This window comes from Bradyrhizobium sp. A5 (assembly GCF_042076515.1).
Lineage (GTDB): Bacteria > Pseudomonadota > Alphaproteobacteria > Rhizobiales > Xanthobacteraceae > Bradyrhizobium > Bradyrhizobium cosmicum.
The window spans coordinates 415,448-428,231 of record NZ_CP148990.1; the positions used below are offsets into that span (position 1 = coordinate 415,448).

12 protein-coding genes and 1 pseudogene are annotated in these 12,784 nt (G+C 64.6%); 9 read left to right on the plus strand and 4 right to left on the minus strand.

The window, feature by feature from the left end:
- Nucleotides 1-2 precede the first annotated feature (2 nt).
- Nucleotides 3-1,214, plus strand: coding sequence for an ABC transporter substrate-binding protein (locus tag WHZ77_RS01865; protein ID WP_375312135.1), 1,212 nt, complete (start codon nucleotides 3-5; stop codon nucleotides 1,212-1,214).
- Nucleotides 1,215-1,351: 137 nt separating this feature from the next.
- Here the strand turns inward: WHZ77_RS01865 and WHZ77_RS01870 are convergent, their stop codons facing one another.
- On the minus strand, nucleotides 1,352-2,614 hold the full coding sequence (locus WHZ77_RS01870; protein WP_375312136.1) for an NAD(P)/FAD-dependent oxidoreductase: 1,263 nt from the start codon (nucleotides 2,612-2,614) through the stop codon (nucleotides 1,352-1,354).
- Between the two features lie 304 nt (nucleotides 2,615-2,918).
- Between WHZ77_RS01870 and WHZ77_RS01875 the strand changes: the two genes are divergently transcribed.
- A complete protein-coding gene (locus WHZ77_RS01875) occupies nucleotides 2,919-4,091 on the plus strand; it encodes an ABC transporter substrate-binding protein (protein ID WP_375312137.1) in 1,173 nt (390 codons plus the stop codon).
- A gap of 195 nt (nucleotides 4,092-4,286) precedes the next feature.
- Here WHZ77_RS01875 and WHZ77_RS01880 read toward each other — a convergent pair whose 3' ends face one another.
- Both WHZ77_RS01880 and WHZ77_RS01885 read right to left on the minus strand, forming a co-directional pair.
- The gene (locus WHZ77_RS01880) at nucleotides 4,287-5,165 is read right to left on the minus strand and encodes a shikimate dehydrogenase (protein WP_375312138.1); all 879 of its coding nucleotides are present in this window, start codon (nucleotides 5,163-5,165) and stop codon (nucleotides 4,287-4,289) included.
- Between the two features lie 269 nt (nucleotides 5,166-5,434).
- On the minus strand, nucleotides 5,435-5,611 hold the full coding sequence (locus WHZ77_RS01885) for a hypothetical protein (RefSeq protein ID WP_015689184.1): 177 nt from the start codon (nucleotides 5,609-5,611) through the stop codon (nucleotides 5,435-5,437).
- 167 nt (nucleotides 5,612-5,778) lie between these two features.
- Between WHZ77_RS01885 and WHZ77_RS01890 the strand changes: the two are divergent.
- From WHZ77_RS01890 to WHZ77_RS01920, 7 genes and pseudogenes are all read left to right on the plus strand, one after another.
- Nucleotides 5,779-6,506 (plus strand): annotated as a pseudogene (locus WHZ77_RS01890) (LuxR family transcriptional regulator).
- Nucleotides 6,507-6,589: 83 nt separating this feature from the next.
- The gene (locus tag WHZ77_RS01895; protein WP_375312139.1) at nucleotides 6,590-7,249 is read left to right on the plus strand and encodes an acyl-homoserine-lactone synthase; all 660 of its coding nucleotides are present in this window, start codon (nucleotides 6,590-6,592) and stop codon (nucleotides 7,247-7,249) included.
- A gap of 1 nt (nucleotide 7,250) precedes the next feature.
- The gene (locus tag WHZ77_RS01900) at nucleotides 7,251-7,469 is read left to right on the plus strand and encodes a hypothetical protein (RefSeq protein ID WP_375312140.1); all 219 of its coding nucleotides are present in this window, start codon (nucleotides 7,251-7,253) and stop codon (nucleotides 7,467-7,469) included.
- 333 nt (nucleotides 7,470-7,802) lie between these two features.
- The gene (locus WHZ77_RS01905; protein WP_375312141.1) at nucleotides 7,803-8,720 is read left to right on the plus strand and encodes a branched-chain amino acid ABC transporter permease; all 918 of its coding nucleotides are present in this window, start codon (nucleotides 7,803-7,805) and stop codon (nucleotides 8,718-8,720) included.
- A complete protein-coding gene (locus WHZ77_RS01910) occupies nucleotides 8,717-9,661 on the plus strand; it encodes a branched-chain amino acid ABC transporter permease (protein ID WP_375312142.1) in 945 nt (314 codons plus the stop codon). Before WHZ77_RS01905 ends, WHZ77_RS01910 begins: the two co-directional genes overlap by 4 nt.
- Entirely contained in the window at nucleotides 9,654-10,421 is a 768-nt protein-coding gene (locus WHZ77_RS01915; protein WP_375312143.1) for an ABC transporter ATP-binding protein, read from the plus strand. The genes WHZ77_RS01910 and WHZ77_RS01915 overlap by 8 nt, the downstream gene beginning before the upstream one ends.
- Complete coding sequence (locus tag WHZ77_RS01920) at nucleotides 10,414-11,142, plus strand: ABC transporter ATP-binding protein (RefSeq protein WP_375312144.1); 729 nt, start codon at nucleotides 10,414-10,416, stop codon at nucleotides 11,140-11,142. The genes WHZ77_RS01915 and WHZ77_RS01920 overlap by 8 nt, the downstream gene beginning before the upstream one ends.
- Before the next feature lie 75 nt (nucleotides 11,143-11,217).
- On the opposite strand, the gene WHZ77_RS01925 is transcribed toward WHZ77_RS01920, so the two are convergent.
- Nucleotides 11,218-12,654: a glutamine synthetase family protein gene (locus WHZ77_RS01925; RefSeq protein WP_375312145.1), complete on the minus strand. Its 1,437-nt coding sequence runs from the start codon at nucleotides 12,652-12,654 to the stop codon at nucleotides 11,218-11,220.
- Nucleotides 12,655-12,784: the final 130 nt, after the last annotated feature.

The following is a 12,784-nucleotide window of genomic DNA, read 5'->3' on the forward strand; positions in this document are numbered from 1 at the left end:
TAATGAAGAATCTGAAATGGACGCTCGCGCTGGCCGCGAGCCTGATCAGCGGCGTGGCGAGCGCCGAGATCTCCGACAACGTCGTGCGCGTCGGCGTGCTCAACGACATCTCCGGCATCTTCCAGGATACCAACGGCATGGGCTCGGTGGAAGCCGCGCGCATGGCGGCCGAGGATTTCAACGGCGGGGCTAAGGGCATCAGGGTCGAGATCGTCTATGCCGACCACCAGAACAAGGCCGATGTCGGCAATGCCATCGCGCGCAAATGGCTCGATGTCGAGGGCGTCGATGCCATCGTCGACGTGCCGAATTCGGCCGTCGGCCTCTCCATCAACACGCTGCTGCGCGACAGCCGCATGACCTTCCTGGCGTCGTCGACCGCAAGCTCCGATCTCACCGGCAAGGCGTGCTCGCCCAACACGATCCAATGGGTCAACGACACCTGGGCCACCGGCAATACCACGGCGGCCGCGATGATGTCGCGCGGTGGCAAGGACTGGTATTTCCTCACGGTCGACTATGCCCTCGGCAAGGGCATCGAGGCGGAAGCGCAGAAATACATCGAGGGGCACGGCGGCAAGGTGCTCGGCTCCTCGAAGCACCCGCTCGGCACCTCCGATTTCGCTTCCTTTCTGTTGCAGGCACAGAGCTCGAAGGCGCGGGTGATCGGCCTTGCCAATGCCGGCGGCGACACCATCAACGCGGTGAAGCAAGCGGCCGAGTTCGGGGTGCAGCTGAACGGGCAGAAGCTCGTCGCGTTCCTGCTCTTCATCAACGACGTGCACGGCATGGGCATCAAGGTCGCGCAGGGCCTCCAGCTCATGGAGGCCTTCTACTGGGACATGAACGACGACACTCGCGCCTTCGCCAAGCGTTTCGCCGCGCGACCCGGCATGAACGGCAAGATGCCAAGCGGCAACCAGGCCGGCGTCTACGCCTCCACGCTCGCCTATCTCAACGCGGTCGCCGCGACCGGCAGCGACAACGCCAAGGATGTGGTGCCGCAGATGAAGAAGTTCAAAGGCAAGGACAAACTGTTCGGCGACACCGCGATCCGCCAGGACGGCCGCGTCGTGCATCCCATGTATCTGTTCGAGGTGAAGAAGCCGGAGGAGTCGAAATATCCGTACGACTACTACAAGCTGGTTTCGACCATTCCGGCGGAGCAGGCGTTCCGGCCGCTGGCGGAGGGTGGCTGCGAATTGGTGAAGTAAGTCTCGTGCCCCGGACGCAGTGCGGCGCGTAGCGCTCCGCTGCAGAGCCGGGGCCTATTCTTGCTGAAGCGCCATGGGTCCCGGCTCTGCGTCGCGTCATTTCATGCCGCGCCGCGTCCGGGACACGAGAAGAGCGCCTACACCACCTTGCTGCTGCCCTGCGTGATCAGCCGCGCCGCCCGTTGATCGCGCGCGTAGATCCAGAGCCAGCTGAGCGCGACGCTGAGGCGGTGGCGGAGCCCGATCAGGAAGTAGATGTGGGCGATGCCCCAGATCCACCACGCGATCGTGCCGCGCAGTTTGATGCGGCCGAAGTCGATGACCGCGATCCGCTTGCCGATCTGCGCGAGGCTGCCGGCGTGCTTGTAGCGGAATGGGCCCGTCGCCGCGCTGCGCAACCGCGCCTTGATGGTTTCGGCAACATGCTTGCCCTGCTGCTTCGCCGCCGGCGCGATGCCGGGTACCGGCTTGCCGTCCCAGGCGTCGATACTCACGGTGTCGCCGATCGCAAAGATCTCGGGATGGCCGGGGATGGTCAGGTCGGCCTCGACCTGAACCCGCCCGGCGCGATCGCTTGGTGCGCCCAGCCATTCGGCGGCGGGCGAGGCGCGCACGCCGGCGGCCCAGATTCGTGTCTTTGCCTCAAGCAGCTTGCCGCCGAACACCACGCCCTCGCGATTGATCTCGGTGACCGCCTGGCCCAGCACGACCTCGACGCCGATTCTTTCGAGCGATGCCTGCGCATAGGCCGAGAGATCGTCGGGAAATCCGGCCAGCACGCGCGGCCCCGCCTCGATCAGCACCACGCGCGCCTTGGTCGTGTCGATGTTGCGGAAATCGCCGGGCAGGGTGTGATGTGCCATCTCGGCGATGGTGCCGGCGAGCTCGACGCCGGTGGGACCGGCACCGACGATGACGAAGGTCAGCCGCGCCGCGCGCCTGGCCGGATCGGTCTCGCGCTCGGCGCGCTCGAATGCCAGCAGGATATGACGGCGCAGCGTGGTCGCATCCTCCAGCGTCTTCAGGCCGGGCGCGAACTGCTCCCATTCGTCATGGCCGAAATAGGCATGGCGTGCGCCGGTGGCGAGCACCAGCGTGTCGTAGGGCACTTCGCTGCCGTCGTCGATCAGCACGCAGCGCCTGTCGGCATCGACGCCGCTGACGGTCGCAAACAGCGTCGTCACCTCGCGCCGGTCGCGCATCAGGTGGCGGATCGGCCAGGCGATCTCGCTGGTCGCGAGCGAGGCGGTCGCGACCTGGTAGAGCAGCGGCTGGAACAGATGATGGTTGCGGCGGTCAATCAGCGTGATCTCGACCGGCGCGCCAGCAAGCCGGTGGGTCGCCTCGAGCCCGCCGAAGCCGGCCCCGACGATGACGACGCGATGCGGAGTCGTGGTCATGATGCGTCCTCGAATCTCGCTGCCCTCTGCTCCCACCATTTAAGTGCTGATTGGGCGCTACAGTCCAATAGCCGTCATCAATCGGGTAATAGGGCGGGTGTATCGACCGACGTCTGTGAAAAAGCGCCGCAGCTTTGGTCGAAGTAAGTAGAATTATATTTCTTGCCATACCCATTTGGGGCGAAATATGGTGCAGAGACAGGCGCTGAGCCATTGGCGGCTCGACAGATTTTGCGTTCAATAGAGACGACCCGGGGCGGCGATCACCCCGCTGCCGGGATCAATAATAAGGAGGGGAGTTGCTATGAGGACGGCATTCTGGCTGGCGGGTGCGGCTGCGCTCACGCTGGCAGGCCCGGCATTCGCCGGCGACACCATCAAGATCGGCTTCGTTTCGACCTTCAGCGGCCCGACCGCCGTGATCGGCAACGACATGCGCAACTCCTTCGAGCTGGCGCTCGACCACATCGGCCGCAAGATGGACGGCAAGCCGGTCGAGGTGATCTACGAGGACGACGGGCAGAAGCCCGATGTCGGCAAGCAGAAGACCGAGAAGCTGGTGCAGTCCGACAAGGTCGATTTCATCGTCGGCTACATCTGGTCGAACGTGCTGCTGGCCTCGCTCAAGACCGCGGTGGACTCGCAGACCTTCCTGATCTCGGCCAATGCCGGCCCGTCGCAGCTCGCCGGCGAGCTGTGCAGCCCTTACGTGTTCTCGACCTCATGGCAGAACGACCAGACGCCGGCCGCCATGGGCCTCTACATGAACCAGAAGGGCGTCAAGAGCGTGTTCCTGATCGGCCCGAACTACGCGGCGGGCAAGGACATGCTCGCGGGCGTGAAGAGTACCTTCAAGGGCGAGGTCAAGGGCGAGGAGTACACGGTCTGGCCGAGCCAGCTCGACTTCTCCGCAGAGCTCTCCAAGGCGCGTGCCTCAGGCGCGGAATCGATCTTCGTGTTCTATCCCGGTGCCGCCGGCGTGCAGTTCCTCAATCAATATGTGCAGGCCGGCCTGAAGAGCACGATGCCGCTCTACACGGCGTTTACCGTCGACGAGCTGTCGCTGCCGCTGCAGAAGGAAAATGCGCTCGGCGTTCCCGGTGCGCAGGAATGGGTCAACGACCTGCCGAACGAGCAGAACAAGCGCTTCGTCGCCGACTACCGCAAGAAGTACACCGGCCTCCGTCCGACCTATTACGGCGCGCAAGCCTATGACGCGGCCCAGCTGATCAACAGCGCCGTCGTCGCGGTGAAGGGCGACACCAGCAAGAAGGACGCGATGAAGGCCGAGATGGAGAAGGCCAACTTCAAGTCGCTGCGCGGCCCCTTCAAGTACGGCAAGAACCACATCCCGGTGCAGAGCTTCTATCTCCAGGACGTGGTCAAGGACGGCGAAGGCCAGCTCTCGCTGAAGACGGTCGCGACGATCGTGGAGAACGACCAGGATCGTTTCCACGACAAGTGCGCGATGAAGTGAGTTTGTAGCCACAAGCAAGCTGCACCTTCTCCCTTTCGGGAGAAGGTGGCGCGAAGCGCCGGATGAGGGGTATCTCCGCGAAGCAAATTCAATCCCCAGGCCGGCGCCTTGTAGCCAACCCGCAAATTACGTTTGGCGGCCATTTCCTCCCCCGATTCTTCCTGTCGTTCGCGGCCTTGTGTCCGGCCGCTTCGATTACGCTGCGTGATAGGCCGAACTTCGCGCCGCCATCACCGCGTCGAAAGCCTCTCCCATCACGTCCGTCGATGGGGCGAGACCGGTGAACAGCTCGAAAGCGTCGGCGGCCTGGTAGATCGCGAGCTCGCGTCCGGTCATGATCCGCGCGCCGCGCTCCTGCGCCGCGGCCAGCAGCGGCGTGATCAGCGGCGAATACACCGCGTCCGCCACCCACAATCTGTCGTGCAGCAGCGTGGCCGCAACGGGGATGTCCCGGTTCGGCGACATGCCGACCGGCGTGCCGTTGACGAGACCGGTCGCGCCATGCAGTGCATCCTCGACGCTTGCGGCCACCCTCGCGCCGCCCCGCGGGGCAAGCAGGGAGACCAGCGTCGCGGCGCGCGCAAGCTCGCTGTCGAAAATGCGGATGTCGGTCACGTCAAGGCTCGCCAGCGCAAAGGCGATCGCCTTGCCGACGCCGCCCGCGCCGATCACGGCGACCGCGTTGCCGGACGGCGCCAGCAGCGGCGCCACCGCGCGCGCAAAGCCGGTGGTATCGGTGTTGTGGCCGGTCAACCGTCCGTCCTTGACGACGACGGTGTTGACGGCGCGCATGGCGGCGGCGCCCGACGCCAGCGCGTCGAGCAGCGGCACCACCGCCTCCTTATAAGGGAACGTGACATTGACGCCGGCGAAGCCAAGGCGCCGCACGCCTTCGAGCATCATGGCGAGCCCGGCCGCGTCGGCGCCGGCGACTTCGATGAGCTGGTAGTGACAGCGCAGGCCGAGCGCCTCGGCGGCGCGCTCGTGCATGGCGGGTGATGCGGAATGCGCGATCGGCGCGCCGATCAGGCCGGTGAGGAGCTTCTTGCTGGCGGCGTATCCGCGCTTGGACATGGCTTTCTATCGTCTCGCTGGATCCGCGCAATTCCAAGGGGACTTTCAAGAGGGCTTTCAAGGCGCTTTCGTGCGACGATAGTCTTTCCCTTGCCTTACACAATGACGAGGCACGGGGAGCGCGGCCAAGCTCATCAGCCTTCTTCCACGAACGGAGAAGGAAGAGCCAGCTTCGAGATCGGATTGTTTCGACTTAATCAGCCCGTTTGAATGACGGAGCATCGGCGCGCGATCTGTTTCATCGGCGTCGCATTTGCTGCGACTGCGCTCTAGCTCGCCGGTCCTTCCGGCGACACGCTGCCGGGCCGCTCCGTGTGCTCGCTTTGCAGCACCTCGCGCGCGAACTCGATGATCTTCTGCTTGTTTGCCGTTTCGTGGACGGCGAAAAACACGCGGTTCAGTTCAAGGCCGAGCACGCTGTTGAGGGCGATGTCCTCGTCTTCCATCGTGGTTTTCCCGCTTTAGACGTCATAGGTGTAACTTGGCATTATTTCTTCCACAAGTAGATTAAATTCTCGGATCGAGCGGGGGGCCGCAAAACTACGGGAGCAGCGAATTGAGGCAGCCCGCGAATACGTGCTATACGGGAAGGCGTGGGTCAGGAAACGCACCGATGTCCGCCGTAGACTATGGCCGGGAGGCGCTCGACTTCATCGAGGGCCTCGGGACCTATCGCAAGGTCCCGGACGCCATGAATGCGCTCGAAACGCGTTCGGCCGCTTCGGCTTCGAAACCATCATCGTGACGGGATTGCCGAATCCCGATCAACGGTTTGCGCAGATGGTGCTGGCCAAGCGCTGGCCGGCGGAATGGTTCAGTCTCTACACCCAGAACAACTACGACCGTGTCGATCCGGTGGTACGGTTGTGCCGGCAATCGGTGAACCCGTTCGAATGGGCGGAAGCGCCGTATGACGCCGACCTGGAACCGGATGCGGCCGAGGTGATGAACCGCGCCGGCGATTTTCGCATGTCGCGCGGTTTCATCGTGCCGATCCACGGGCTGACCGGCCACGAGGCCGCGGTGTCGCTCGGCGGCGTCCACCTCGATCTCAATCCCCGCAGCAAGCCGGCGCTGCACCTGATGGCGATGTATGGCTTCGACCACATCCGCCGCCTGCTCCAGCCGGTGCCGTATCCCCCGGCGCGTCTCACCCCGCGCGAGCGCGAGGTGATCGCGTGGGCCTCGCAGGGCAAGTCGGCCTGGGAAATTGGCGAGATCCTGCACATCACGCAGCGCACCGCCGAAGAACATCTCGCAACCGCTGCGCGCAAGTTGGGCGCCGTCAACCGCACGCATGCGGTCGCGCTGGCGATTCGCAACAAGATCATCAATCCCTGAGCGACACACTGGGAAATTTCCCAGTATCGAGCCTGCCTCTTTTCACAGAGGCTGACTCCCATTGAGGCTGAATGGGGGTTTTCATGATTCATGCAATTTCTGCGGTCAATCGCCACCTTTACGAAGACGTTATCGAGCAGCATTTCCGGTTGCGCCACGACATCTTCGTCGAGGAGCGGCACTGGGACACGCTGCGCAAGCCGGATAGCCGCGAGATCGATTCCTATGACAACGAGGATACGGTTTATCTGCTCGCGCTGGAGGGGCGCCGCGTCATTGGCGGTCACCGGCTCTACCCGACGACCAAGCCCTCGATGATGAGCGAGGTCTTTCCGCATCTGGCCGCGGTGCGCGGCTGCCCGGCTGACCCGCTGGTCTGGGAATGGTCGCGCTACTTCGTCGTCCGTGATCGCCGCGACGGCCCACTCAACCTGCAGATGATGGCGGCGGTGCAGGAGTTCTGCCTCCATCAGGGCATCGCGCAGGTCAGCGCGATCATGGAGACCTGGTGGCTGCCGCGCTTCCACGAGGCTGGCTTCGTCGTGACCCCGCTTGGACTGCCGGCTCTGGTGGAGAACGCCTGGACCATGGCGGCAACCATCGACATTCGCCGCGAGACGGCAGACGCCCTGCATGATCGCATCGGCGTCGCGTCGATCGTGCGACATGACGGCCCGCGTCTGGACGCCGTTGCCCGTGCCAACCTCTGCGGCCTCGCTGCCGCGCAACGAAAGAGCGCCTGAGATGACGAACATGATGCGGGACACCCAGACCATGGCGCAGACCAGGGACGAGAATCTCGGCTACATGTCCGACATGGCGCTCGAGCTCGCGCAAATGGCGGAAGACTCCGGATTGGCGACGCTCGCCTATCTGTTCCGGATGGCGGCCCTGGAGGCCTCGACGGCAGACAGCATGCATCCAGAACGGGACGACCATTCCCGGGAGATCACGTCGCATTAGACGTCCTCTTCGTCACTCCGGCGAATTCACATCCTCCCCACGGCCTGCCGCGGGGAGGGTGATCGTTTAGGTGCGGCAGGTTGCCCCACGCCGCTCGGCAGCTTTCTTGCCGGGACTTGGTTGCAAGGACCTGGTTGAGGGCTTGGGCAAGGCGTGTTCGACCACGCGCGCCCGGATGCAACAAAGTGCATGTCTGGCGCGGAATCGCTCTTGCCTCGGAACGATACTGCCATTACCCATTTTTCCGCCTTGTAGCGGCAGGGGGAGCTCTTTCACTGATGGCGACCGTGTTCGAACGTCGGCGCGACACCGCGTGCGCCTGAAAGAGTTCTGATGCTGCTTGTCGTCGAACAGTTCCTGAACGGATTGCAGTTTGGCCTGCTGCTGTTCCTGCTCGCCGCGGGCCTGACGCTGGTGTTCGGGATCATGGATCTCGTCAACCTCGCGCACGGCTCGCTCTACATGATGGGCGCCTATTTCGCGGCGACCTTCGCGGCCTGGACCGGAAGCTTCCTGCTCGGTGCACTGCTGGCGCTCGGCGCCACGCTTCTGCTGGGCATCGTGCTGGAGATGAGTGCGCTGCGGCATCTCTATGGCCGCGACCATCTCGACCACGTGCTCGCCACGTTCGGCCTGATCCTGTTCTTTAATGAAGCGGTGCGCCTGATCTGGGGCCCGGCCGGCCTCGCGCTGCCGCTGCCCGCCTGGCTCACCGTGCCGGTGCCGATCCTGCCCGGCATTCACTATCCGGCCTATCGCCTCGCCATCATCGTGGTGGCGCTGCTGGTCGCGCTGCTGCTCTATCTCGGCGTGATGCGCACCCGCATCGGCATGCTGATCCGCGCCGGCGCCTCCAACCGCGAGATGATCGGCGCGCTCGGCATCAACATCAAGCTGCTCTACACGCTGGTGTTCGGCCTTGGAGCCGCGCTCGCCGGCCTCGCCGGCCTGATGCAGGCGCCGATCCTCACCGTGCAGATCGGGATGGGCGAGAACATCCTGATCCTCGCCTTCGTCATCATCGTGATCGGCGGCATCGGCTCGATCCGCGGTGCGTTCCTCGCCGCGATCTTCGTCGGCATGATCGACACGCTCGGCCGCGCCTTCCTGCCCAATTTGTTGCGGCAGGTGCTGAGCGGCGCTGCGGCTTCCACCGCCGCGCCCGCGCTGTCCTCCATGTTGATCTACCTGGTGATGGCGATCGTGCTGGTGGTGCGGCCGGAGGGGCTGTTTCCGGCCAACCGTCGATGAAGGCCTTCACGGTGAGCAAGGCCGTCACGGCCCTGATGCTGGCCGGCCTTGTGCTGCTGCCGCTGTATTCGCAAGCATCCGGCAACGTCTTCATCCTGACGCTGTTCACCCGCATCGTCATCCTGGCGCTGGCGGCCGCGAGCCTCAACCTCATCATGGGCTATGGCGGCATGATGAGCTTCGGCCACGCCGCCTATCTCGGCATCGGCGGCTATGCCGTCGGCATGCTCGCGCAGGAAGGCGTCGGCTCCGGCTTCATCCAGTTTCCGGTCGCGCTTGCGGCCTCCGCGCTCTATGCGCTGGTGATCGGCGCGCTGAGCTTGCGCACCCGCGGCGTCTATTTCATCATGATCACGCTCGCCTTCGCGCAGATGGCCTATTACGTCGCCTCGGGCCTGGCGCGCTACGGCGGCGACGACGGCCTCACCGTCTACAAGCGCAGCGACTTCTCCGGGCTGATCAATCTCGGCAATCGCACGCAGTTCTACTATCTCTGCCTCGCCTGCCTCCTCAGTGTCATCTTCCTGATCTGGCGCATCGCCAATTCGCGCTTCGGCCTGGTCGTGCAGGGACTGCGCTCCAATGAGCAGCGCATGCAGGCGATCGGCTTCCCGGCCAAACGCTACCAGCTCGTCTGCTTCGTCATCTCCGGCATGATGTGCGGCCTCGCCGGCGCGCTGCTCGCCAACAACACCGATTTCATCAGCCCCGCCGTGATGTACTGGACCCGGTCCGGCGATCTCATGGTGATGGTGATCCTCGGCGGCATGGGCACGTTGTTCGGCCCCGTCATGGGCGCCGTGGTGTATCTGCTGCTGGAGGAATTCCTGTCGCAGCTCACCGAATATTGGGCGCTGATCATGGGGCCGATGCTGCTGCTGATCGTGCTGTTCGGCCGCGGCGGCATCATGGGCCTGCTCGGGAGGCTCAATCGTGGCTGAACCTCTGCTCCGCGTCGACAAGCTGGTGCGCCGCTTCGGCGGCATCATCGCGACAGATCACGTCTCGCTCGACGTCGCGGCCGGCGAGTTGCATGCCATCATCGGCCCGAACGGCGCCGGAAAGACCACGCTGATCAGCCAGCTCACCGGACATCTCGAACCGCATTCCGGCAGCGTCTCGCTCGGCGGCCGCGACATCACCTATCTGCCGGCCTATCGCCGCTGCGCGCTGGGCCTTGCCCGCTCGTTCCAGATCACCTCGCTGCTGCTGGATTTCACTGCGGCCGACAATGTCGCGCTGGCGGCCCAGGCGCATGCAGGCCACTCGTTCCGTTTCTTCGCCAATGCCCGCAAGGAAAAGGGCCTGCGCGATGCCGCCCATGCCGCGCTCGACCGCGTCGGGCTGCTACATCGTGCCGATATCCTGGTGTCCAGGCTCAGCCATGGCGAGCGTCGCCAGATCGAGCTTGCGGTCGCGCTCGCGAGCAAGCCGAAATTGCTGCTGCTCGACGAGCCGATGGCGGGCCTCGGCGTCACCGAATCCCAGAGCATGGTCAAGCTGCTGCAGGAGCTGCGCAAGGAGGTCTCGATCGTCCTCGTCGAGCACGACATGCCCGCGGTGTTCGCGCTGGCCGACCGCATCACGGTGCTGGTCTATGGCCGCGTCATCGCCTCGGGCGATCCGGCCGCGATCCGTGCCAACGACGAGGTCAAGCGCGCCTATCTCGGCGACCAGCACGTGGTGACGCACCATGGCTGAAAACATGATGGCTGACGCGCTGCTCGACGTCGACGGCATCGAGACCTGCTACGGCCTCAGCCAGGTCCTGTTCGGCCTGTCGCTGTCGATCAAATCGGGCGAGATGGTCTCACTGATGGGCCGCAACGGCATGGGCAAGACCACCACCATCCGCTCCATCATGGGCCTGACGCCGGCGCGCGCGGGCAGCATCCGTTTTGCCGGCACGGAGGTGCGGACGCAGCCGTCCTACCGAATCGCCAAGCTCGGCGTCGGCCTCGTCCCCGAGGGACGCCAGATCTTCCCGAATCTCACCGTGCGCGAAAACCTGGTTGCGGCCGCCGCCGATCGCTTCGGCCGCGCCAATCCCTGGACGCTCGCCGCCATCTACGTGATGTTCCCGCGGCTCGCCGAGCGCGCCTCCAACATGGGCAACCAGCTCTCCGGCGGCGAGCAGCAGATGCTCGCGATCGGCCGCGCGCTGATGACCAATCCGAAGCTGCTGATCCTGGACGAAGCGACCGAAGGCCTCGCCCCGCTGATCCGCGAAGAAATCTGGAGCTGCCTGTCGCTGCTCAAGAGCCGCGGACAGTCGATCCTGGTCGTCGACAAGAACGTCGACCACCTCGCCCGCATCTGCGACCGCCACTACATCATCGAGCGCGGCAAGACGGTGTGGAGCGGCACGTCCGACCAGCTGATGGCCGAGCCGGATCTGCAGCACAAATATCTGGGGATTTAGAGAGACGGGAGGCTCATGCCTCGGAGACGGTATCGTCCCGGCGAACGCCGGGACGACATTGGGAGAGAGCTGCAATCAAAACACCTCGAAATACTCGCGATGCTCCCAGTCGGTCACCTCGGCCAGGAACCGGTCGATCTCGGCGTTCTTGATGTGGGTGTAGTAGTCGACGAACTCCGCCCCCAGTTTTTCGCGGAAGAACGGGTCGTCCTTCAGCGCAGAGACCGCATCGCGCAGCGACTTCGGCAGCAGCGGTGCCTTGGTCTCGTAGGGCGTGTCGGCCGACGGGCCCGGATCGAGCTTGCGGTCGACGCCGTCGAGGCCTGAGAGAATCTGCGAGGCCATGTAGAGGTAGGGATTGGCGGCGGGCTCGCCGATGCGGTTCTCGAGGCGCGTGGCGGCGTCATTGGCGCCGCCGAGCACGCGGATCATCACGCCGCGATTGTCGCGTCCCCAGATCGCGCGATCCGGCGCCAGCGAATAGGAGCGGTAGCGCTTGTAGCCGTTGATGGTCGGCGTGGTGAACAATGTGGATGCGCGGGCGTGGTCGAGCAGGCCGGCCAGGTAGCCGCGGCCGAACGCGCTGAGCGGCTCGTCGCCGTCCTTGGTCATAAACTGGTTTTCGCCAGTCGCGCGCGAGACGATCGACTGATGCAGGTGCCAGCCGCTCGCGAACAAATTCGGCAGTTTCGGCCGGCACATGAAGGTGGCGTGATAGCCGTGGCGGCGCGCGATCTGCTTCACGGCAGAACGGAACAGCACCATGTTGTCGGCGGGCTCCAGGCCGTTCTTCGGCGCGAAGGTGAACTCGCACTGGCTTGGCCCGAACTCGACCTCGACCGAGCGCAATGGCAGCCCGAGCGCGACGATGTCGCGACGCAGGATCTCCAGCACCGGCTCCATCTGATCGAAGCGCTGCTCGGTGAGATATTGGTAGCCGTGGCTGAGCAGGCTCACCGAGGGCGGCGTGCCGGGCTGGCCGGCGTCCTCGGGCCGCATATGCGGATCGTCGAGCTTGAAGATGTGGAATTCGACCTCGAGCCCCGCGACGAAGTCGTGGCCGCGACTGCCGAGCTCGTCGAGTACCTTGCGATAGAGTCCGCGCGTCGCGAACGGCACGGGACGGCCGTCCTGGAAATGCAGGTCGCACAACACCCAGCCGGTCGTCGGTGCCCACGGCAGCACGCGAAAGGTGGTGGGGTCGGCGACCATCAGCACGTCGGCGGCGCCCTCCATCTCCTTCATGCCGAAACCGCCGCCAGCGGTGAACACCGGGAACACCGTGCGGTGCGAGGTGTCCTTGGCGAGCATGGTGGTGGTGATGGAGCAGCCACTCTCCAGCGAGGCAATGGCTTCGGCGGCGATGATGGTCTTGCCGCGCAGAATGCCGTGCTGGTCGGGGAAGGCGAGGCGGATTACTTCGAGGTTCTTGTCCTCGACGAGACGGCGCATGCGCGCTACGGCGTCCTTCTGCTCGTCCGACCACAGCGCATGACGCGCAACGAAAGTCACTGCTGTCCCTCCTTGATGCTCGACGCCAGCATACCCCACGGTGTCATCGTCCGCGAAAGCCGACGATCCAGTATTCCAGAGACAGTCATGTATCCACGAGAGGTCGCGGCGTACTGGATGCCCCGCTTTC